Raw genomic sequence first — 22,951 nt, 5'->3', positions numbered from 1 at the left:
TATGAAAGCAATGAAAGTATGTGAGTATAGGAAAAAGAAAAAAATTTCATGTACTGTAATGGTGAGAACGATAAATGGATGTTACAATACAGTTAATCCTAAAAAATGAATAAAAGAAAGTGCCACCTTATATGGTGGCACTTTCTTATTTTACTGCATGAGCTTTTTGCATCTTTTTAATTAAACGAATTTGTCCACGATGATTGATTTCATCTTCAAAAACGTGAAACCACTTAAAATAGTTATTTGCTGGTTTGTCATACCAAAAGTCTGTCGTTTTAAATAACCATTCATCAGGTAACGATTGAAAAGTCTCGATTGTTTTGGAACGTACTTCTTGTAATGTATTTATGTAAAATTCTATAGCGTTTCCTTTTATTTTCTCACGTCCAAGATCGCCTAATTCAATGCCAGGTAACCAGCGTTCTAATTCAGCCTCCGTTGGTTCACGGTCTTCAAAAGTATGAATCTGGTAGTAAAATTCAATAGCGGCCATATGGTACAATAACATGCCAATTGAATTTGTGTCCTTATCATATAAATAATCAAGTTCCTCAATTGTTAAACCTTCCACCCCTTGCATTGTTGTATAGCGAGCGTAATTCATCATGGAAACAAGATTTGAAAATTCAGGCTGTAACCCATCTATCTTATCAATTACAAAATTCAATTTAAATTCCCCCTCTTAAACGATGACTCCAGAGAAAGAATTCTATGTGCAACGAAAAACTCCTTTAAAAAAGGTCGTGATTTCAACAAGGAATAACAATTAGTTCTCGATTTGATTTTGTAATAACTTCATATCCATCTTTTGTAATGACGATATCATCTTCAATTCTACAACCGCCCCAGTTCGGAATGTAAATACCAGGTTCAACTGTAACAACCATACCTTCTTCTAAAGTAGCCGTACTTTCTTGAGATAAGCGAAGAGGTTCATGTATTTCTAACCCAAGACCGTGCCCAGTAGAGTGGCCAAAGTATTGACCGTATCCATGTTCTGTAATGTAATCCCTCGTTATATCATCGATACTTTTCGCAGTTTCTCCAGGCTTAATCGCTTCAGTCCCACGTTTTAACGCTTCTCGTACAACATTGTATATTTTTTTGAATTCTTCCGATGGTTCCCCTATTGCTACAGTACGTGTTATATCGGAACAATATCCGTCGTAAAGTGCACCGAAGTCTAATGTAACGATATCCCCTCGTTCGATTATTTTATTTGATGCAACTCCATGGGGAAGTGAAGAACGAACGCCTGAGGCTACAATGATTTGGAATGAAGAAGATGTAGCCCCTTTTTTTCGCATGAAAAATTCTAATTCATCTCGTACAGCATTTTCACTTATTCCTGGTTTTAGAAACGTAAGAATGTGGTGAAATGCTTCATCCGCGATATTAGCTGCAATTTTCATTGTTTCTATTTCAGGCGTGTCTTTAATGATACGAATATTTTCGATAATTTCGCACACTTGAATCATTTCCGCCTGTACGTATTTTTGCAAGTTTTTATATTGTTGCAATGTCATGTTGTTTTCTTCAATTCCAAGTTTTTGAATGTTTAATTTCGATACTTGATGTGCAATTTCTTTTTCTAAATTTCCTTTATGCATAATAATTTCAGCATCTTTTATTTGTGATTTCGCTTGATCTACATAGCGGAAATCAGTGATAAAAACAGCTTGATCGGCAGAGATTAAGACGACGCCAGCACTACCTGTAAAGCCTGTTGCATATTGGCGGTTTTCTTTTTTGGTAATAAGTAACCCGTCAATTTCATAGTTTTGTAATTGATTTTGGATTTTATTAATTTTTAAAGTCATGTTAATGCCTCCTATTCACAGTATTGAATAAAGCAAATAGCGTGCCAAAATGTATATTTGAAGAAAGGATAGTAGGGACAACATATATTTTAGGGGAGATAAAAAAATAGCCCGTAATTTGTGGGAGGCGGTTTGTTCATAAAATCTAGATTGCTGCAATGAATAGCAGGGGGATGGGGAAAAATAATGATTGGAGTTACACTTGTACTTTATTTACATGCTGTAAAAAAATTTATACAAATGTGAAATGATACTGTCAATTTTTTTGACAATATTGAATGGATATAGCAACGAAATTGAAAACATATAAAAAATGCGCTGCATACAAGCAACGCATTTTTTATTTACGCTTTTAATTTCATTACAATATCAGCATCTGGTGTTACATATACGGTTTGCTGATTGTCGTACGTAACAAAACCAAGTTTTGCACCACTCGGTTTTTTGACATGGCGTATTTTGGTGAAATCAACAGGTACAGAGCTAGACTCTTTCGCTTTACTGTAATAGGCAGCAATTTTGGCAGCTTCTAGTAAAGTTTCTTCAGCAGGTTCTAAAGAACGAATGACAACGTGAGAGCCAGGTATGTCTTTCGTATGTAACCAAATTTCATCACGGCGGGCAAACTTCGTTGTTAAATAATCATTTTGTTTATTGTTTTTACCAACGAAAATCTCTGTGCCATCACTTGCTACATATTTATCTAATACTGGTTTAGTAGGCTTTTTCTTTGCGTTTTTCGTTTTACGATTGCGCACATAACCTTCTTCAGCTAATTCCTCACGAATTTCTTCAATATCTTTTGAAGAAGCAGCTTCCATTTGTTGAAGTAAGCTATCAAAATAAAGAATTTCTTCATTTGTTTTTTCGATTTGTTCTTCTACAACAACAACTGAATTTTTTGCTTTTTGATACTTTTGGAAATAGCGTTGTGCATTTTCAGATGGTGTTTTTAAAGGATCTAATGTAATTTTTACAGTTCCACCATTCTCATCGTAATAATTAACGACCTCAATATCTTTATCGCCCTTTTTTAAAGCGTACATATTGGCTGTAAGTAGCTCTCCAAATAGTTGATATTTATCTGCTTTTCCAGCATCTTGCAGTGTTTTTTGGAGTTTAATGAGTTTTTTCTCGTTTTTATTTTTTTCGTTTTGCATAAAGCGTTCTAAATCATGAGCTTGTTGTTTTACACGATCACGTTCTGCTTTGCCAAAGAAGAAACGATCTAACAATTCGCTTACTGATGAGAATGTTTTTTCTTCTCCTTGCAAGTGTGTAAGAGGGAAAAGATAAAAGAATTCTTTTCCATTTGCAGTAATCATTGTAGGTGTATATGCATGAGATAGTAATGGTGTTTGTATAGAGAAAAATGCTTCTGATAATGCTTTCTCGTTTACCATACCGGCTTTCTTTACTATTTCTTTTGCAAATAATGGGGATATTCCCATGAAAGCACCGACGAGTTGTTTATCCATATTTCCAGATAGAAAGTCTAGCGGTCTAATAAAATCATCTGCGGTTTCAATTTGCAGAGGATTGATTTTATGTTGGGCTGGTGGCGCGACGTACTCAGCACCAGCATATACAGTTCGGTGACGGTTTACGGCTAATGAAACGTGTTTTAAGCTATCTAAAATCACGTTTGTTTTCGTATCTAATAAGATAATGTTACTATGTCGTCCCATTATTTCAATTACTAATGTTTTTAATGATTCGTCTCCGATTTCATTACGACTGCGAACAGTAATTTGAATAATGCGTTCTAAGTCGATTTGTTCAATTTTTTCAATAAATCCACCTTCTAAATGTTTGCGAAGAAGCATACAGAACATCGGCGGTATTGCTGGCGAATCGTAGTTTTGATTCGTTAAGTGCATACGCGCATATGTAGGATGAGATGAAAGAATTAGTTTTTGGTTCTTTCCATTCGCTCGAATATGTAATAAAATCTCGTATTTTGAAGGTTGATATATTTTGGAAATTCTTCCTGTGTAAAGAGAATTTTCAATTTCATGTGTAATCGCTCTTGTAAATAATCCATCGAATGCCATAAATGAACACTCCTTTCTAACTAAATGTTAATTATAGCATTTTTTTGGACGAGGCTGAATAAGCTTTCAATAGAGTATGTCTGGAATCAGGAGGTCGATAGCAGGATGAACTGGTATGGAATGCGAGCACATGAAGTGGAAGAAAGAACGAATACGAATGTAAAGGTTGGACTTACAGAGAAAGAAGCAGAAGGGCGAGTAAAGAAATTTGGTACTAATGAATTAGAAGAAGCAAAAAGGCCTTCTGCACTAATGGTATTTTTAGCACAGTTTAAAGATTTTATGGTACTCGTTTTGTTTGGAGCAACAATTGTTTCTGCGTTTTTAGGTGAATACATTGATTCTATTGCTATTGTTGCCATTGTTATTATCAATGGTATTCTCGGCTTTTTTCAAGAAAGAAAAGCTGAAAAATCATTGGAAGCTTTAAAGGAACTAGCCGCTCCGCAAGTTACTGTAATGCGGAATGGAAAGTGGGTAAAAGCACCATCTAAAGCACTTGTTTTAGGTGATATTATTAAGTTTTCCAGTGGTGATCGTATTGGGGCTGATGTGCGTCTTGTTGAGGCATCAAGTTTATATATTGAAGAGTCTGCTTTGACAGGGGAGTCCGTACCTGTACAAAAGAAGGTAGAAGCATTGCAAGGGCAAGATGTTGCAATTGGGGATCAAAAAAATATGGCTTTTATGGGGACAATGATTACGCGAGGATCTGGTACAGGAGTCGTTGTAGCAACTGGTATGAATACAGCGATGGGGCAAATTGCAAATATGTTGCAAAATGCAGAGCAAATGGAAACGCCACTGCAAAGAAGGTTAGAACAGCTCGGAAAAATATTAATTATTGTAGCTCTTATTTTGACAGCGCTCGTTGTATTGGCTGGTGTGTATCAAGGGAATGAAGTATATCATATGTTTTTAGCTGGCGTATCGCTAGCTGTTGCGGCTATTCCAGAAGGATTGCCAGCAATTGTTACAGTAGCTTTATCACTTGGTGTACAGCGTATGATAAAAAAGAGAGCAATTGTAAGGAAGTTACCGGCCGTAGAAACGTTAGGCTGCGCTTCTGTTATATGCTCTGATAAAACGGGAACAATGACGCAAAACAAAATGATGGTAACACATATGTGGTCAGGCGGAGAATTGTGGAAAGTGACAGGGCAAGGATATGAACCTAATGGCTCTTTTATGAAAGGTGAAAAAGAAGTGAATCCAGCTAAGACAAAATCACTTTATCAGCTACTTACATTTGGTTCACTATGTAACAATGCAAATATTATTCAAAAGAAAAAGGCGTACGTATTAGATGGAGATCCGACAGAGGGAGCGCTTGTAGCTGCAGCAATGAAAGCTGGGATAACACGTGAGGCATTAAAAGGGAAATTTGAAATTATTCGTGAATTCCCCTTTGATTCAACTCGAAAAATGATGAGTGTTATTGTACGAGATCGAGAGGGGAAAAAGTTTATTGTTACGAAAGGAGCACCGGATGTTCTTTTGCAACTGAGTCAAACAATCTTATGGGGGGATAAGCAGCAGCCGTTAAGTGAGCTATATAGAAAAGAAGTACAGGCGGCTATTCATAGCTTAGGTAGTCAAGCGCTTCGAACAATTGCAGTTGCGTTTAAACCTTTAAAAGTCACGGATTCTATTGAACATGAAAGAGACGTTGAAAAAGATTTTATGTTGGTTGGAATACAAGGTATGATTGATCCGCCAAGGCCAGAAGTGGCGCAGGCGGTAAAAGAGTGTAAAGAAGCTGGTATTCGAACAGTAATGATTACAGGTGATCATAAAGTGACAGCAATGGCGATTGCTGAACAATTAGGAGTTTTACCACCAGATGGACGCGTTGTTGAAGGAGTAGAACTCGCGAATATGGATGTGGAGGAATTAGAAAATGTTGTAGAAGATACGTATGTATTCGCTCGTGTATCACCTGAGCATAAATTGAAAATTGTTAAGGCACTGCAAAATCAAGGACATATAGTAGCGATGACAGGTGATGGAGTGAACGATGCTCCAGCGATAAAAACAGCGGATATTGGGATAGCGATGGGAATTACAGGGACAGATGTTGCGAAAGAAGCCTCTTCACTTGTTTTACTAGACGATAATTTTGCTACAATTAAATCAGCAATTAAAGAAGGAAGAAATATATATGAGAACATACGTAAGTTCATTCGCTACTTATTGGCGTCAAATGTTGGAGAAATTTTAGTTATGTTATTTGCGATGTTACTTGCATTACCACTGCCGATGGTTCCTATTCAAATTTTATGGGTGAACTTAGTTACTGATGGTTTACCAGCGATGGCATTAGGTTTGGATAAGGCTGAAGGAGATGTGATGAAGAGAACACCGCGTCACCCGAAAGAAGGGGTATTCGCTAGAGGGCTTGCGTGGAAAATAATAAGTCGAGGGTTTTTAATTGGAGCAGTGACGTTAGTGGCGTTTATTATTGCGTATAACCAACATCCAAATGAACTGAAATATGCACAAACTGTAGCGTTCGCGACGTTGGTACTTGCTCAGCTTATTCATGTATTTGATTGTCGTAGTGAGCATTCTGTCTTTCACCGTAATCCATTTGGGAACGTGTATTTAGTAGGGGCGGTTATTATTTCGTTACTACTCATGCTAGTGGTTATATATTATCCACCGTTACAACCAATCTTTAGCACAATGCCGATACAAGCAAGAGATTGGTTATTAATTGGAGGTTTATCATCAATTCCGACTTTCTTACTAGTAGGTTCTTTATTAACAGGGAAAAAGACTAAGAAGAAAAAGCCGATATTATATAAGAAGGGATTAAACTTGAAATAGTCAATGTTATGAAAATGTGATATAATTTACAGAAGGTAGTAGAGCCTTGTCTCTATTACCTTTTTCATTGAGTTATTTTATGGCTTGGATGTGATAAAAATGATTTCTAGTATGACAGGGTTTGGAAGATCGAAAGTAGAAAGTGATACTTTTCAAATTACAGTAGAAATGAAATCGGTGAACCACCGTTTTTTAGAGATGAGTATTCGACTTCCTAAGCAAATGATGGTATTTGAGGACAAAATTCGTAAAATAATTGCACAGCAAGTTCGACGTGGACGCATTGAAGTGTCTATTAGTATAGCGGGTGAAGGACTTGTTGAAAGAAAATTAAGTGTGAATTGGTCACTTCTTGAGCAGTACCAATCGATGATGGAAGATATAAAAGGGAAATTTCAATTACAAGATTCTATTACACTTCAGCAATTAATGGCAATGCCAGAAGTAACAGCAATTGAAGAAATAGAAAATGTAAATGAACATTTTGAGAACAGTTTATATGAGGCTGTTCGTCAAGCTGCTCATATGTTGAAAACGATGAGAGATGGCGAAGGAGAACGATTACATAAAGATATAGCGTATCGTTTACAAGAGATTAGCAATTGTGTAAATGCAATTATTCCACATGCACCAATTGTTACACAAAAATATCGTGAACGATTAGAAAATCGCTTAAAAGAATTACATAATCAAGATCTAGATGAACAAAGATTGCTAACAGAAGTCGCAATCTTTGCAGAGCGTTGTGATATTCATGAAGAGTTAGTTCGTTTGCAAAGTCATTTAGAGCAATTTCGTGAAACATTGCAGATTGAAGAGCCTGTTGGAAGGAAAATGGATTTCATCGTGCAAGAGATGCATAGAGAAATTAATACGATTGGTTCTAAGGCAAATGACTTAACAATTTCAAAATATGTTGTAGAAATGAAAAATAACCTTGAAAAAATTCGTGAACAAGTACAAAATATTGAGTAGCTTTCAAAAAATATATAAAGTTATACGTGGTGGAGAAATCGGATAGACTTACTAGGAGGCGCAAACTATGGCCATGCGGTTTTTAAATATTGGATACGGAAATATTGTATCTGCTCATCGAATTATTGCTATTGTAAGTCCGGAGTCAGCTCCTATTAAACGAACAGTACAGGAAGCACGCGAACATAATGCTTTGCTTGATGCTACGTATGGGAGAAAAACAAGGGCGGTTATTGTTATGGATGATGGGCATGTTGTATTAAGTCCAATTCAACCAGAGACGATTGCACATCGTTTGAATAATAAAGAAGATTTAAGTGAGGAAGGGTAGGTTTTACATATTTATGAGAAGTAGAAGAGGATTGCTCATCGTTCTTTCAGGGCCTTCTGGGGTTGGAAAAGGGACGGTTCGTAAAGAGCTGTTTAGCCATGAGGATACACGTTTTCAGTACTCTATTTCAGTAACGACACGTAAGCCGCGTGAAGGTGAAGTAGATGGTGTGGATTATTTCTTTAAAGAAAGAGAAGAATTCGAGGAAATGATTCGTAATGAAAAATTACTTGAGTGGGCTGAGTTCGTAGGTAATTATTACGGAACACCGATTGACTATGTTGAAAAAACATTACAAGAAGGAAAAGATGTATTCTTAGAAATTGAAGTGCAAGGAGCAATTCAAGTTAAGAAAGCTTTCCCAGAAGGTGTATTTATTTTCTTAGCACCTCCAAGTTTATCTGAACTAAAAAGCCGTATTGTCGGACGTGGTACAGAGACTGAAGATGTTATTGAAAATCGTTTAACTGTAGCGAAAGAAGAAATCGAGATGATGGACGCTTACGACTATGTAGTAGAAAACGATCAAGTTGAATTAGCTTGTGATAGAATTAAAGCAATTGTGGTTGGCGAACATTGCCGCCGCGAAAGGGTAGCAAAATATTATAAAGAAATGACGGAGGGTCTATAATTATGTTAAATCCATCAATTGACTCATTACTACAAAAAATCGATTCTAAGTACACATTAGTAACAGTAGCTGCAAAACGCGCGCGTGAAATGCAACTTGCTAATAACTGTGTTGTAGAAAAACCTGTTTCTCATAAATGTGTAGGTAAAGCATTAGAAGAAATCGATGCAGAAGCATTAAGCTACGTACCAAGTGAAGATAAAGTAGCTGAATAAGCCTTTGCCTTCGACAAAATAAAACATAGACTTTATAATTTTCTATGTAACGGTAACAACCTATTTACAAGTAGGTTGTTATTTTTTTACGAAAGGAATGAAATATTGGTACTGACGAGCTGAGAATTCTATTTCAGTATTATAAGTTTGAAAAAGAAAGAGGACGAGTCATATGCTAAAAGGGAAAAAGATACTTCTATGTGTAACAGGAGGCATTGCGGTTTTTAAAGCAGCTGCGTTAACGAGTAAATTGACACAATCTGGCGCGATTGTAAAAGTAATGATGAGTGAGTCGGCAATGAAGTTTGTTACGCCTCTTACATTCCAAGCGCTTTCTCGCCATGATGTATATACGGATACATTTGATGAGAAAGACTCAGCTGTTATTGCTCATATTGATTTAGCAGATTGGGCGGATGTTGTACTTGTCGCACCTGCTACTGCCAATTGTATTGGAAAGTTAGCTGGTGGTATTGCAGATGATATGATTACAACTACTTTGTTAGCTACTACAGCTCCGGTATGGATTGCGCCTGCTATGAATGTGCATATGTATGAAAATAAAATAGTTCAAAAAAATATGATGACATTGAAAACGCTAGGATATACATTTATTGAGCCTGGGGAAGGCTTTTTAGCATGTGGATATGTAGCGAAGGGACGACTAGAAGAACCTGAAGCAATTATTGCACGGTTAGAGGAAGCTTTCTCAGAACACAAACCATTGCAGGGAAAAAGAATATTAATAACTGCTGGCCCAACACGTGAAAAGGTTGATCCAGTTCGTTTTATGACAAATTTTTCTTCTGGAAAAATGGGGTATGCGATTGCGGAAGTGGCAGCGAATTTAGGCGCTGATGTTATACTCGTTTCAGGACCGACAGCATTAAATCCACCGTTACATGTAACGACAGTGCAAGTGGAATCTGCACAAGATATGTTAGAAGTGGTTCTTCAACATTATCAAAACGTAGACGTTGTCATTAAAACAGCAGCAGTTGCAGATTATCGTCCGAAATATGTTCATGAGAATAAAATGAAAAAGCAAAATGGTGATGCTGTCATTGAACTTGAAAGAACGGTGGATATTTTAAAAACGTTAGGTCAGAAAAAGGATAAACAGTTACTTATCGGTTTTGCTGCTGAAACGACAAATGTAGAGGAATATGCAACGAAAAAACTACGTGAGAAAAATGCAGATATGATTGTCGCGAATGATGTAAAAGCGCAAGGAGCTGGATTTGGCACGGATACGAATATTGTAACAATGTATAGAAAAGATGGAAAAGTTATTGAGTTGCCAATTTTAATGAAAAAAGAGGTAGCTCGTGAAATATTGAAGCAAATTGAAATGATGTTAGAAGATGATCGTTTATGAAATTTGCAAGTGTAATTGTTGATGTACCTGCCCGTCAGACAGATCGACCATTTGATTACATTATCCCTAAAAAATGGGAAGATATTGTACAGACAGGAATGCGTGTAGTAGTTCCGTTTGGCCCAAGAAAATTGCAAGGTTTTATTATTGGGATTAAAGATTCGGTGGATGTAGAAAGTAAGAAGTTAAAGACAATCCATGAAATATTAGATGTAACACCGGTTTTAAATGATGAATTATTAAAGCTTGGATATTGGCTTACAAGTGAAACGTTATGCTACATGATTTCAGCTTTTCAAGTGATGCTTCCAACTGCGATAAAAGCAACGTATAAAAAACGTCTACAACTTTGTAAACAGGAAGAAATAGCACCTGAAATACTATATTTATTTCAGGATAAAGAAGCAATTGATTTTGAAGTAATCGAGCAACAGCCACATTTATACCGAACTATTCAACAAGAAATTAAAAATGGTACGGTTGAAGTCGTTTATCAAGTGAAAGATAAAGTACAAAAGAAGAAGCAAAGAGTGGTTCAGCCGGAGTTGCCAGAAGATAAATTGGAATTAGCGGCATTTGAACTGAAAAGTAAAAAACAACAAGATGTACTTTATTATTTTGTGGAAAATTATAAAAGTGCACCGTTGAAAGTAATTACAGAAGAGTTACAAATAACAGATGCTCCAATAAAAGCACTTGTTAAAAAGGGATTCATTTCAGAAAAGTATGTGGAAGTATACCGAAATCCGTATGACGATGATGATTTTGAACAAACAAAACCATTTCCGCTTACGGAGGAACAAAAACAAGTTATTACACCGATTTTATCATCAATTACAAATGAAACTTATAATCCATTTTTACTATATGGTGTTACAGGAAGTGGAAAGACAGAAGTATATTTACAATCTATAGCAGCAGTGCTCAAGAAAGGAAAAGAAGCTATCGTTCTTGTTCCTGAAATTGCACTAACGCCCCAAATGGTGGATCGTTTTAAAGGTAGGTTTGGCTCACAAGTTGCAGTTCTTCATAGTGCGTTGTCTGTTGGAGAAAAGTATGACGAGTGGCGTAAGATTTTAAGAAAAGAAGTGAAAGTTGTAGTTGGTGCGCGTTCAGCTGTTTTTGCGCCTTTTGAGAATTTAGGGATTATTATTATTGATGAAGAGCATGAATCAAGTTACAAACAAGAAGATAATCCGAGGTATCATGCAAGAGATGTAGCTGTCTGGAGAGGACAATATCATAAATGTCCTATCGTTCTTGGTAGTGCGACACCAACACTTGAATCGTTTGCAAGGGCGAAAAAAGGTGTTTATGAACTATTAACAATGGAAAAACGTATGAATGAACAAGCTTTACCAACGGTAGAGCTTGTTGACATGCGAGAAGAACTTCGTGACGGGAATCGATCAATGTTTTCTAAGGCGCTGCATGAAAAAATAGCAGATCGATTAGAAAAGAAAGAACAAATGGTACTCTTTTTAAATAGAAGAGGTCATTCTACATTTGTTATGTGCCGTGATTGTGGGTATGTTGTTCAATGTCCGCATTGTGATATTTCATTGACATATCATAAAATGAATCATCGTTTAAAATGTCATTATTGTAGTTACGAAGAGAATATGCCAACTGAGTGTCCAGCTTGTCAAAGTACATACATTCGTTTCTTTGGTACAGGTACACAAAAGGTAGAAGAAGAAATTATAAAACTATTTCCAGAGGCACGAGTCATTCGAATGGATGTAGATACGACAAGTCGAAAAGGAATGCATGAAAAATTATTAAAGGCGTTCGGGGAAGAAAAAGCAGATATATTACTCGGAACACAAATGATTGCTAAAGGATTAGATTTTCCGAAAGTAACGCTCGTTGGGGTGTTAACTGCAGATACGATGCTTCACTTACCTGATTTTCGGGCGAGTGAAAAGACATATCAGCTATTGACGCAAGTAAGTGGACGAGCGGGTAGACATGAATTGCCAGGGGAAGTTGTGATTCAAACGTATACGCCAGAACATTACAGTATAGAGTTAGCGAAGAACCAACAATATGATGTGTTTTTTGACCAAGAAATGCAAATGAGACGAACAAGACAATATCCCCCATATTACTATGTTGTACTCGTAACTGTATCTCATCCTGAATTATTAAAAGCGGTACAAGTGACGGAAAAAATTGCCTCATATTTACGAACGCATTGCTCACAGCAAACAATGGTGCTAGGACCAGTTGCTTCAGCGATTCCAAGGATAAAAGATAGATATCGTTATCAATGCATGATAAAATACAAACGGGAACCAAACTTAAAGAACGTGCTCAAAATGGTAAATGAACATTATCAAGCAGAAATGCAAAAAGAGCTACAAATCTCAATTGATTTTAATCCAACAATGTTAATGTAGCGGAGGGAAATATGGCAGTTTTAGAAATAATAAAGCATCCAAATGAAGTGTTAGAAACACCATGCGAAAGAGTAATTAACTTTGATAAAAAGTTAGTGAAATTGTTGAAAGATATGCATGAAACAATGTTAATTGCGGACGGAGTCGGTTTAGCTGCGCCTCAAGTAGGTGTAAGCTTGCAAGTAGCGGTTGTTGATGTCGATGATGATACTGGGAAAATCGAGTTAATCAATCCATCAATATTAGAAAAACGTGGTGAACAAGTAGGTCCCGAAGGCTGTTTAAGCTTCCCGGGACTTTATGGTGAAGTAGAACGTGCCGATTATATTAAAGTAAGAGCGCAAAATCGCCGTGGGAAAGTATTCTTATTAGAAGCGGAAGGATTTTTAGCGCGTGCAATTCAACATGAAATCGATCATTTACACGGTGTTTTATTTACATCGAAAGTGAAAAGATATTATGAAGAAAACGAACTAGAATAGGTGTTAAAAGGAGCGGTTTTTAAATGATAAAAGTAGTGTTTATGGGAACACCGGACTTTTCAGTGCCGGTGCTTCGTCGTCTTATTGAAGATGGCTATGAGGTAGTAGGTGTTGTGACGCAACCTGATCGTCCAGTAGGTAGAAAAAAAGTATTAACACCTACACCTGTTAAAGTTGAAGCGGAAAAACATGGTATCCCTGTGTTACAGCCGTTAAAAATTCGTGAAAAAGATGAATATGAAAAAGTATTGGCATTAGAGCCAGATTTAATTGTAACAGCTGCATTTGGGCAGATTGTACCAAATGAAATTTTAGAAGCACCGAAGTATGGATGTATTAATGTTCACGCTTCTTTACTTCCTGAACTTCGTGGTGGTGCACCAATTCATTATGCAATTATGGAAGGTAAAGAAAAAACAGGTATTACAATTATGTATATGGTAGAAAAATTGGATGCTGGTGATATCTTAACGCAAGTGGAAGTTGAAATTGAAGAGCGTGAAACGACAGGCTCATTATTTGATAAATTAAGTGAAGCAGGAGCACACCTTCTATCTAAAACAGTACCTTTATTAATCCAAGGTAAGTTAGAACCGATTAAACAAAACGAAGAAGAAGTAACGTTTGCGTACAATATAAAACGTGAGCAAGAGAAAATTGATTGGACAAAAACAGGTGAAGAAGTATACAATCACATTCGCGGATTGAATCCATGGCCAGTTGCTTATACAACTTTAGCAGGACAAGTTGTTAAAGTATGGTGGGGAGAAAAAGTGCCTGTAACTGAACCGGCTGAAGCAGGTACGATTGTTGCAATCGAAGAAGATGGTTTTGTTGTAGCAACGAGTAATGAAACAGGTGTTAAAATTACTGAATTGCAACCTTCTGGTAAAAAGCGTATGAGTTGTTCACAATTTTTACGTGGAACAAAACCTGAAATTGGAACGAAGTTAGGAGAAAATGCATGAGACAAAATGTTCGTGAATTAGCTCTTGATGGTTTAATTCAAGTGGAAAAAAGTGGTGCATATAGCAACTTACTTTTAAATAATCTAATTGAAAAAAGTGCAATTGATAGAAAAGATATTGGTTTATTAACTGAAATTGTATATGGAACGATTCAACGTCGTGACACATTAGATTATTATTTACAGCCTTTTCTAAAAAAGAAGGTTGAGGCGTGGGTAAGAGTATTGCTTCGCTTATCTTTATATCAAATGATTTATTTAGACCGAGTGCCAGAAAGAGCGGCTATTCATGAAGCGGTTGAGATTGCAAAGCGTCGCGGGCATAAAGGAATTGCTGGTATGGTGAACGGTGTATTACGTTCGATTCAGAGAGAAGGTGTACCTTCTGTAGATGAAATCAAGGATCCAGTAGAACGTCTTGCAATTACAACAAGTCATCCAGTTTGGCTTGTCCAAGAGTGGACTTCAGAATACGGTTTAGAAACTGCAGAAAAAATGTGCGAAGTAAACATGTTACCCCCTGTACCAACAGCGCGTGTGAATGTTGATAAGGTAACGGTAGAAGAAGCGATTGAGTTGTTGGCAAGTGAAGGTATAGAAGCAAAACGTGGTGACTTATCAGATGATGCAATTCAGATTGAAAGAGGAAATGTAGCGCATACAGAAGCGTTTAAAAAAGGATTTCTTTCTATTCAAGATGAAAGTTCTATGCTTGTAGCACGCGCTTTAGAACCGAATACGGGGGATGCAGTTCTTGATAGTTGTGCTGCTCCAGGCGGAAAAACAACGCATATCGCGGAACGATTAAAGGGAACTGGTAAGGTCATGTCCCTTGATTTACATGCACACAAAGTACGTTTAATTAAACAGCAAGCAGAGCGACTTGGTCTAGAAAATGTCGAAACTAAAGCGCTAGATGCTAGAAAAGTGCAAGAACACTTTGCAAATGAAACGTTTGATAAAATATTGGTAGATGCGCCGTGTTCTGGATTTGGTGTAATTAGACGTAAACCTGATATTAAGTTAGGAAAAGATAAAGGCGATAGTGAAAGATTATCGACGATTCAAATTGCAATACTAGAAAAAATAGCACCATTATTAAAACAAGGCGGTCGTCTTGTTTATAGTACGTGCACAATTGAGAAAATAGAAAATGAACAAGTAATAGAGAAATTTTTACAAGAACATCCTGAATTTGAATGGGATACTACGCTTAAAGAGCGTATGCCAGAAAAATTAACTCCGTATATTGATGAAGGTCAAGTACAAATTTTACCGCATTATTTTGCGACGGATGGCTTTTATATTGCTTGTTTAAGGAAGAAGGTGTAGCATCATGGAAACGACTGTAAGAAAACAAAAGAAAAATGTAGAAACGAAGAAACCATCAATTTACTCTTTACAACTTCATGAAATGCAAGATTGGTTAAAGGAACAAGGAGAACCGAAGTTCCGTGCTGGACAAATTTTTGATTGGTTATATAAAAAACGTGTAAAAAATTATGAGGATATGTCAAACCTTTCTAAAGGATTGCGTGATAAATTGTCGAATTCCTTTGATATTACTACTTTAAACACGTTAGTAAAACAAACGTCTTCGGATGGAACAATTAAATTCTTATTCCAATTATATGACGGATATTCTATTGAAACGGTATTAATGCGACACGAATATGGAAATTCCATTTGTGTAACAACGCAAGTTGGTTGTCGTATTGGGTGTACGTTCTGTGCTTCGACACTTGGTGGATTAAAGCGAAACCTAGAAGCTGGAGAAATCGTAGCGCAAGTAGTAGAAGTTCAGCGCGCGCTTGATGAAACAGAAGAACGTGTAAGTTCTCTTGTTGTTATGGGGATTGGAGAACCATTTGATAACTATGATAATTTAATGGGATTCTTACGCATCATTAACCATGAAAAAGGACTTCATATTGGTGCGAGACATATGACTGTTTCGACGAGTGGAATTATCCCGAAAATTTATAAGTTTGCTGAAGAAGATCTACAAATTAATTTTGCGATTTCATTGCATGCTCCAAACTCAGAATTACGTTCAAAATTAATGCCGATTAACCGTGCTTATAAATTACCAGATTTAATGGAAGCTATTAAATACTATGTAAATAGAACAGGGCGTCGTATTACTTTTGAATATGGATTATTTGGAGGAGAAAATGACCAAGTAGAGCATGCTGAAGAGCTTGCTGCGCTCTTAAAAGGTGTAAAATGTCATGTGAACTTGATTCCGGTAAACTACGTACCTGAACGTGATTATGTACGTACGCCACGTGAACAAATTTTCTTGTTCGAGAAAACGTTAAAAGATCGTGGAGTGAATGTAACGATTCGCCGTGAACAAGGTCATGATATTGATGCAGCCTGCGGTCAGTTGCGTGCGAAGGAGCGCAAAGAAGAGACGAGGTGACGAGATGAAAGCCGTATTTCTATCGGATAAAGGAAAAGTTCGTCAACATAATGAAGATAGTGCAGGAGTTTTTCACAATTTAGATGGAAATGTATTAGCGGTAGTAGCAGATGGAATGGGAGGTCATCGAGCTGGTGATGTAGCTAGCTCGATGGCCATTCAATTATTCCATGATTATTGGAAGCAAACACATAATATGAATGAGCCGAAAAAAGTAGAACAATGGTTACATACTAGTGTTGGGATTATTAATGAGCGTATATATGAATACGCTCAGCAAAATGCAGAATGTAATGGTATGGGAACAACGCTTATAATAGCTGTTTGTACACCAAGCTTTGTGACAATAGGGCATATAGGAGATAGTCGTTGCTATATGGTATCAGAAGGAGAAATGACGCTAGTAACGGAAGATCATTCACTTGTAAATGAGCTTGTGAAACATGGTGAAATTTCAAAGGAAGACGCAGAGTATCATCCGAAAAAGAATGTGTTATTAAGAGCATTAGGAACAGAAGAAAAAGTTGAGTTAGATGTTAAAACGTTGGTGATTGAGGAAGATGATCAATTACTTCTTTGCTCTGATGGATTATCAAACAAAGTTTCTATTGATGATATGCGACAAATTTTACAGTTAAATGAACAGCTTGAAGGTAAAGGGCAGTGTCTCATTCAATTGGCAAATGATCGCGGTGGAGAAGATAATATCACACTTGTTCTTATTGATTATGCGGGTTCGACAAACGAAAGTAGGTGAAGTGCAACGTGCTGATTGGAAAACGCTTAAATGACCGTTATAAGCTGCTGAAAATGATTGGTGGTGGCGGAATGGCCAATGTATATTTAGCTCATGATGATATACTTGGCCGAGATGTAGCGGTAAAAATATTAAGACTCGACTACTCAAATAACGAAGAGTTTATTAAACGTTTCCATCGAGAAGCGCAGTCTGTTACAACGTTGTCGCATCCAAATATTGTGAATATGTATGATGTCGGAGAAGAAGATGGTATATACTATCTTGTCATGGAATATGTACCAGGGCAAACATTGAAGCAATACATAATTGAGCGAGGGATGTTACCTATAGGAGAAGCTCTTGATATTATGGAGCAGTTAACATCCGCTATGGCACACGCCCATCATTTTGAAATTGTGCATCGTGATATAAAGCCGCACAATATTTTAATTCGAGCTGATGGAATAATAAAAGTAACAGATTTTGGAATTGCGACAGCTACAAGTGCAACAACAATTACACATACAAATTCAGTGCTCGGTTCAGTCCATTATTTATCACCAGAACAGGCACGTGGTGGGATAGCAAATAAACAATCAGATATCTATTCTCTTGGGATAGTTATGTTTGAATTGTTAACAGGAAGACAACCGTTTTCTGGCGAATCTGCTGTTGCCATAGCTTTAAAACATTTACAAAGTGAAATCCCATCACCAAAAAGATGGAATGAAAATATTCCGCAAAGTGTTGAAAATATTATATTAAAGGCAACTGCAAAAGATCCGTTTCACCGATATCAATCTGCTAATGCGATGAAGCGAGATATTGAAACTGCGCTATATCCAGAGAGGATAAATGAGCAACCATTTTACATACCGGAAGATATGGAAGCGACAAAAGCGATTCCGATTATTCAACAAGAACAATTATTTGAAAATGTAAGTGATGAAACGATTGTTTTAAAAGGGAGTAAGATGGAAGAACCGATAAGAGCAGAAGCAGCTGAGTTAGATAAGAAGAAAAAACGGAGTAGCAAGTGGCTTAAAGTTTTAATTTCAACATTTTTATTTTTAGCAATAGGAATAACATTAGCACTTACGGTTATTCCAGGATTATTTATTCCGAAAGATGTGAAAGTTCCTGATGTGGCTGGTATGAAATACACGACAGCTGTAAATACATTAGTAGAAAAGGGCTTTGAGGTGACGGAGCCTAATATTGTATATACAGATGATGTTGAAGTTGGGGATGTAATAAAAACGGACCCTGTAGCAGGAAGAGTCGTAAAAGAAAACGCTAAAATTACTATCTATCAATCAGGTGGAAAAAAGAAAAGTAAGATGGCAAATTTCACAGGTCAAAACTTTGAGAGTGTAAAAGCTGAGTTAGAAGAAAAATATAAACAAGTTACGGTAAATTATATTGAAAATGATAAGCCGAAAGGTGAAATTGTAGAACAAATTCCGACGCCTGATCAGATGGTTATAGAAGCGGAGCAAGAACTGAAAATCTGGGTAAGTAAAGGTCCTTATCAAATTAGACCAGGTGACTTTTCGGGGTGGACTGAAAATAGTGTAACTGGTTATTTGAATGAGAGAAAACTAACGTCAGATATAAAACGAGAGTATTCAGATACAGTCGAAAAAGGACTTGTAATTTCGCAATTTCCAAAACCAGGTACACCATTAAAAGAGGGAGATAAAGTAACTATTATTATCTCTGATGGTCAAAAGCCTAAAGTGACTAAAACGATAAAAGTGGACAATATCTCTATCCCATATGAGCCTGCTGTAACAGGTGAAAAAAAGCCGCAAACAATAGAAATTTATAAAGAAGACATGCAGCAAAAAATGGATAGACCGGTTGAAACGAGAACAATTACTGAATCAGCGACTATTTCTTTAGAATTTGTAATTCAAGAAGGTTCAAAGGGACACTATAAAATTGTACGGGATGGAGTAACGATTATTGATAAAGAAGTACCATATCCAACTCAATAATAGTGAAAGTCTACTTATTATTATTATTATTATTATTATTATTGCCTGTTATGCTGTCTACAAAGTGGACAGTATAGCAGGCAAAAATATATGATTCAAAAAGCTAGTAAAGTGATGCAGCTGTAAATATTTTTTTGCATTTAATGGGAAATTCAATGTATATTAGCGAAAGTATATATGGTAGGTTTTGAAATCGTTATTTGGAAAATTTAAATCCATTCATTTTTAAATTCAGCATCACCTTATACAAAAAAGGAGAATTCTATGCCAGAAGGAAAAATTATAAAAGCTTTAAGTGGGTTTTATTACGTGCAGCATGAAGAAGGGGTTACGCAATGTCGTGGGCGAGGTGTATTTAGAAAAAATAAAATTACACCACTTGTAGGAGACCAAGTTGTTTTTCAGGCAGATAATCCAACTGAAGGTTATGTGCTTGAAGTGTTTGATCGAAAAAATGAACTTGTTAGACCTCCTATTGCTAATGTCGATCAAGCGATCCTTGTGTTCTCTGCAGTAGAACCAGATTTTAATCCTGGACTGTTAGATCGATTTTTAGTGCTGATTGAATATCATAACATTAAGCCAATTATTTGTATTAGCAAGATGGATTTAGTAGATGAAAAGATGAAAGCAACTGTTGAAGCTTATGCGAATGATTATCGTGAGATGGGTTATGATGTTTTATTTACTTCTATTAATACGTCAGAAAGTATTGATATATTAAAACCATACTTAGAAAATTGTGTTTCTGTCGTTGCGGGTCAATCTGGTGTTGGGAAATCTTCAATGCTTAATGTGCTACGTCCAGAATTAGAGCTGAAAACAAATGATATTTCCTCCCATTTAGGACGCGGGAAGCATACGACAAGACACGTAGAATTAATTGCAATTGGGAGTGGACTTGTAGCAGATACACCGGGTTTTAGTTCACTAGATTTCATTGATATAGAAGTAGAAGATCTTACATATTGTTTTCCAGAGTTGAAAGAAGCGAGCCAATACTGTAAATTTAGAGGGTGTACACATCTTTCTGAACCGAAATGTGCGGTGAAAGCTGCGGTTGAAGAAGGGAAGATTACAGAATATCGCTATAAGAACTATAAACAATTCGTAGAAGAAATTAGAGAGAGAAAGCCGAGGTATTAGTTATGATTAAAATTGCACCATCGATTTTATCAGCAGATTTTTCAAAATTAGGGGAAGAGATTAAAGATGTAGAAAAGGGCGGAGCGGATTACATTCACGTTGACGTAATGGATGGACATTTCGTACCAAATATTACGATTGGACCGTTAATTGTAGAAGCAATCCGTCCGATTACATCATTACCATTAGATGTACATTTAATGATTGAAAATCCTGATAACTATATCCCGACTTTTGCACAAGCGGGAGCGGATATTATTACTGTTCACGTAGAGGCGTGTCCGCATCTACATCGTACAATTCAGTTAATTAAATCTCATGGTATTAAAGCGGGCGTTGTATTAAATCCACATACGCCAGTTTCAGTGATTGAGCATGTATTAGAAGATATAGATATGGTATTACTTATGACAGTAAACCCTGGATTTGGTGGACAGAAGTTTATCCATTCTGTATTACCGAAAATTAAACAAGTTGCAGACATGGTGAAAGAGCGCAATCTAGAAGTGGAAATTGAAGTTGATGGTGGTGTAAATGCTGAAACAGCAAGACTTTGTGTGGAAGCAGGAGCAAATGTACTTGTAGCTGGGTCAGCAGTATACAATCAAAAAGACCGCGGTGAAGCAATTCGCGTAATTCGTGGGTAGTGATGAACTTTTATCCTAGTAAGGCATTTATAGGATAGGATAAAAATATGTAAAAAGGCAATCTACCGAATGGCAGATTGCCTTTTTACAATGGAAGGAGAAGAAAAAATGATTATTCATATTTTGGCAGGAGGACCTTCGGAATATTGCGCAGATTTTGCTCGATACGAGAATGAGGAAGTAGTGTGGGCAGCGGTTGATAGGGGAGTATACCGTCTATTAAAGAAAGGGATTACCCCGGCTGTTGCGTTTGGAGATTACGATTCAGTTACTGAAGAAGAATTAGTATGGATGGGACAGCAAACGAACGAATTACATATTGTTCCGCGGGAAAAAGATCAAACGGATTTAGAAATTGCAATCAACTGGGCATTAGAACAGAAGCCGGCACTAATTCGTATTTTTGGTGCTACTGGTGGAAGGCTTGATCACGGTTTGGCAAATATACAGATGCTTTTAAAAGGGTTAGAAGTAGAGATAGAAATGTGTATTGTGGACGATAAAAATGAAATAACAGTTAAAAAAATGGGTACACATATAATTGAAGAAAATAAAAATTTTCCTTATGTATCTTTTGTACCAGTTACTGAAATAGTGGAAGGGATTACATTGTTTGGTTTTAAGTACCCTCTTACTAATAAAACAATAGAGTGGGGATCAACACTTTGTATTAGTAACGAACTCGTTGAGGAAAAAGGTACTTTTTCATTTACTTCTGGCATATTAATGTTGATAAGAAGCACTGATTGAAGAAACAATTTTGCTCCTTACATCATATAGTGACCAAGTGGAGTAATGGGGATTAGGAGGGAAACCATGAGATTTTATACAATTAAGTTACCTAAATTTCTTGGTGGAATAGTTCGTGCAATGTTAAATACCTTCAAAAAAGATTAAAAAAAGCACCTATCACCGGTGCTTTTTCCATTGTTATAGTAAAAAAAGAGCCTATCGGCTCTTTTTTTTATTATTAAACACGTTCGATTTTGCCAGATTTTAATGCTCTAGCAGAAACGTAAACACGTTGAACTTTTCCGTCGATGCGTACGCGAACTTTTTGAAGGTTAGCGCCCCATTTACGTTTTGTAGCGTTCATTGCGTGAGAACGAGAGTTACCAGAACGAGCTTTTCTTCCAGTAATAGCACAAACACGAGCCATTTATATTTCCCTCCCTTGATACCTTACCATACGTAATTTTTCAATGTTAGTCTTTTATGCGATGCTAAAAACACTACTATAATTTAACACAACTAAAAAGAGAATGCAACACCGTAGAAAAAAGAAATCAAGAAAATTTACTTGACACTATATGTTAATGAAGAAAAGTTGAAATCCATAAAAATTGCTTGACATATTATAGTGGTACATGTTGTATAATAACAATGGACTATTTTGCTCATCATAAAAAAGTGTAATTTAAAACATAAAATATGAGAGTGAAAAGAAAGAACGATGGAATTTTCTTTAAAAAGATTATATGATAGTAACTAAAGTAGTCTAGCTCACTTTCACCATTTATGAAGGGGGAAACGAGATGTCAATTGAAATTAAAACGAAGTACGGTCAAATTGATATTAGTACAGATGTAATTGCAACAATTGCTGGAGGTGCCGCGGTAGATTGCTACGGTATCGTAGGTATGGCATCAAAAAATCAGTTAAAAGATGGATTAACAGACATTTTACGAAAAGAAAACTTCACTAGAGGTGTTATTGTTCGTAAAGATGAAGATGAAGTACATATTGATATGTATATTATTGTGAGCTATGGTACGAAAATTTCAGAAGTGGCACATAATGTGCAGACGAAAGTGAAATATACATTAGATCAAACTGTAGGACTAGCAGTAGATTCTGTAAACATCTACGTACAAGGAGTTAAAGTAATAAACTTGTAATGTGCATTA

At 36.4% G+C, this 22,951-nt stretch carries 22 protein-coding genes and 1 pseudogene; 19 read left to right on the top strand and 4 right to left on the bottom strand.

Translation table 11 applies throughout. From position 1 onward, the window contains the following. Position 1: 1 nt before the first annotated feature. Positions 2-103: pseudogene (locus HMPREF2590_RS31175) on the top strand (YoqO family protein); the annotation flags it as partial. A 42-nt stretch (positions 104-145) separates the two neighbouring features. Here HMPREF2590_RS31175 and HMPREF2590_RS05235 read toward each other — a convergent pair. The 3 genes from HMPREF2590_RS05235 to HMPREF2590_RS05225 all read right to left on the bottom strand — a co-directional run bounded on the left by HMPREF2590_RS05235 (position 146) and on the right by HMPREF2590_RS05225 (position 3,877). Then, positions 146-670 (bottom strand): DinB family protein, encoded by a 525-nt coding sequence (locus tag HMPREF2590_RS05235; RefSeq protein WP_001012043.1) that lies wholly within the window; start codon positions 668-670, stop codon positions 146-148. Between the two features lie 82 nt (positions 671-752). Beyond that, on the bottom strand, positions 753-1,823 hold the full coding sequence (locus tag HMPREF2590_RS05230) for a M24 family metallopeptidase (RefSeq protein ID WP_000172804.1): 1,071 nt from the start codon (positions 1,821-1,823) through the stop codon (positions 753-755). Positions 1,824-2,167: 344 nt separating this feature from the next. Next, complete coding sequence (locus HMPREF2590_RS05225) at positions 2,168-3,877, bottom strand: Rqc2 family fibronectin-binding protein (RefSeq protein WP_000863278.1); 1,710 nt, start codon at positions 3,875-3,877, stop codon at positions 2,168-2,170. 105 nt (positions 3,878-3,982) lie between these two features. Between HMPREF2590_RS05225 and HMPREF2590_RS05220 the strand changes: the two genes are divergently transcribed. From HMPREF2590_RS05220 to spoVM, 17 genes are all read left to right on the top strand, one after another. Continuing rightward, positions 3,983-6,706 carry a calcium-translocating P-type ATPase, SERCA-type gene (locus tag HMPREF2590_RS05220; protein ID WP_001104777.1) on the top strand — a complete coding sequence of 908 codons (2,724 nt, stop codon included), beginning with the start codon at positions 3,983-3,985 and terminating at the stop codon, positions 6,704-6,706. Between the two features lie 99 nt (positions 6,707-6,805). Next, a complete protein-coding gene (locus HMPREF2590_RS05215) occupies positions 6,806-7,681 on the top strand; it encodes a YicC/YloC family endoribonuclease (RefSeq protein WP_000625869.1) in 876 nt (291 codons plus the stop codon). Between the two features lie 67 nt (positions 7,682-7,748). Next, the gene (gene remA, locus HMPREF2590_RS05210) at positions 7,749-8,012 is read left to right on the top strand and encodes an extracellular matrix/biofilm regulator RemA (RefSeq protein ID WP_001251456.1); all 264 of its coding nucleotides are present in this window, start codon (positions 7,749-7,751) and stop codon (positions 8,010-8,012) included. A 13-nt stretch (positions 8,013-8,025) separates the two neighbouring features. After that, a complete protein-coding gene (gene gmk / locus HMPREF2590_RS05205) occupies positions 8,026-8,643 on the top strand; it encodes a guanylate kinase (protein WP_001257741.1) in 618 nt (205 codons plus the stop codon). 2 nt (positions 8,644-8,645) lie between these two features. Then, positions 8,646-8,858: a DNA-directed RNA polymerase subunit omega gene (rpoZ, locus tag HMPREF2590_RS05200; RefSeq protein WP_000933960.1), complete on the top strand. Its 213-nt coding sequence runs from the start codon at positions 8,646-8,648 to the stop codon at positions 8,856-8,858. Between the two features lie 172 nt (positions 8,859-9,030). Beyond that, entirely contained in the window at positions 9,031-10,236 is a 1,206-nt protein-coding gene (coaBC, locus tag HMPREF2590_RS05195) for a bifunctional phosphopantothenoylcysteine decarboxylase/phosphopantothenate--cysteine ligase CoaBC (RefSeq protein ID WP_000911752.1), read from the top strand. Continuing rightward, the gene (priA, locus tag HMPREF2590_RS05190) at positions 10,233-12,638 is read left to right on the top strand and encodes a primosomal protein N' (protein WP_070861372.1); all 2,406 of its coding nucleotides are present in this window, start codon (positions 10,233-10,235) and stop codon (positions 12,636-12,638) included. Before coaBC ends, priA begins: the two co-directional genes overlap by 4 nt. Positions 12,639-12,649: 11 nt before the next feature. Further along, positions 12,650-13,120, top strand: coding sequence for a peptide deformylase (def, locus tag HMPREF2590_RS05185; RefSeq protein WP_000279454.1), 471 nt, complete (start codon positions 12,650-12,652; stop codon positions 13,118-13,120). A gap of 23 nt (positions 13,121-13,143) precedes the next feature. Next, on the top strand, positions 13,144-14,088 hold the full coding sequence (fmt, locus tag HMPREF2590_RS05180; protein ID WP_000598805.1) for a methionyl-tRNA formyltransferase: 945 nt from the start codon (positions 13,144-13,146) through the stop codon (positions 14,086-14,088). Beyond that, a complete protein-coding gene (gene rsmB, locus HMPREF2590_RS05175) occupies positions 14,085-15,419 on the top strand; it encodes a 16S rRNA (cytosine(967)-C(5))-methyltransferase RsmB (protein WP_001249666.1) in 1,335 nt (444 codons plus the stop codon). Before fmt ends, rsmB begins: the two co-directional genes overlap by 4 nt. Positions 15,420-15,423: 4 nt before the next feature. Beyond that, positions 15,424-16,512: a dual-specificity RNA methyltransferase RlmN gene (gene rlmN / locus HMPREF2590_RS05170; RefSeq protein ID WP_000450549.1), complete on the top strand. Its 1,089-nt coding sequence runs from the start codon at positions 15,424-15,426 to the stop codon at positions 16,510-16,512. A 4-nt stretch (positions 16,513-16,516) separates the two neighbouring features. After that, positions 16,517-17,269 (top strand): Stp1/IreP family PP2C-type Ser/Thr phosphatase, encoded by a 753-nt coding sequence (locus HMPREF2590_RS05165; protein WP_000648702.1) that lies wholly within the window; start codon positions 16,517-16,519, stop codon positions 17,267-17,269. An 8-nt stretch (positions 17,270-17,277) separates the two neighbouring features. Next, complete coding sequence (pknB, locus tag HMPREF2590_RS05160; protein ID WP_000904742.1) at positions 17,278-19,251, top strand: Stk1 family PASTA domain-containing Ser/Thr kinase; 1,974 nt, start codon at positions 17,278-17,280, stop codon at positions 19,249-19,251. Between the two features lie 264 nt (positions 19,252-19,515). Further along, positions 19,516-20,397 (top strand): ribosome small subunit-dependent GTPase A, encoded by an 882-nt coding sequence (rsgA, locus tag HMPREF2590_RS05155; protein ID WP_001113932.1) that lies wholly within the window; start codon positions 19,516-19,518, stop codon positions 20,395-20,397. A 2-nt stretch (positions 20,398-20,399) separates the two neighbouring features. Beyond that, on the top strand, positions 20,400-21,044 hold the full coding sequence (gene rpe, locus HMPREF2590_RS05150) for a ribulose-phosphate 3-epimerase (protein WP_000589974.1): 645 nt from the start codon (positions 20,400-20,402) through the stop codon (positions 21,042-21,044). A gap of 69 nt (positions 21,045-21,113) precedes the next feature. Further along, a complete protein-coding gene (locus HMPREF2590_RS05145) occupies positions 21,114-21,794 on the top strand; it encodes a thiamine diphosphokinase (RefSeq protein ID WP_000752662.1) in 681 nt (226 codons plus the stop codon). Positions 21,795-21,860: 66 nt separating this feature from the next. Beyond that, positions 21,861-21,941, top strand: a complete 81-nt coding sequence (gene spoVM / locus HMPREF2590_RS05140; protein ID WP_001213599.1) for a stage V sporulation protein SpoVM — start codon at positions 21,861-21,863, stop codon at positions 21,939-21,941. 73 nt (positions 21,942-22,014) lie between these two features. Here spoVM and rpmB read toward each other — a convergent pair whose 3' ends face one another. Beyond that, complete coding sequence (rpmB, locus tag HMPREF2590_RS05135; protein ID WP_000124776.1) at positions 22,015-22,203, bottom strand: 50S ribosomal protein L28; 189 nt, start codon at positions 22,201-22,203, stop codon at positions 22,015-22,017. A 376-nt stretch (positions 22,204-22,579) separates the two neighbouring features. Between rpmB and HMPREF2590_RS05130 the strand changes: the two genes are divergently transcribed. Then, positions 22,580-22,942 (top strand): Asp23/Gls24 family envelope stress response protein, encoded by a 363-nt coding sequence (locus HMPREF2590_RS05130; protein ID WP_000021109.1) that lies wholly within the window; start codon positions 22,580-22,582, stop codon positions 22,940-22,942. Positions 22,943-22,951 lie beyond the last annotated feature (9 nt).

This window comes from Bacillus sp. HMSC036E02 (genome assembly GCF_001836235.1).
In the GTDB taxonomy this organism is placed as follows: domain Bacteria; phylum Bacillota; class Bacilli; order Bacillales; family Bacillaceae_G; genus Bacillus_A; species Bacillus_A cereus.
The sequence above is the reverse complement of the archived record's forward strand: the minus strand, read 5'-3'. Positions and strand labels throughout refer to the sequence as shown.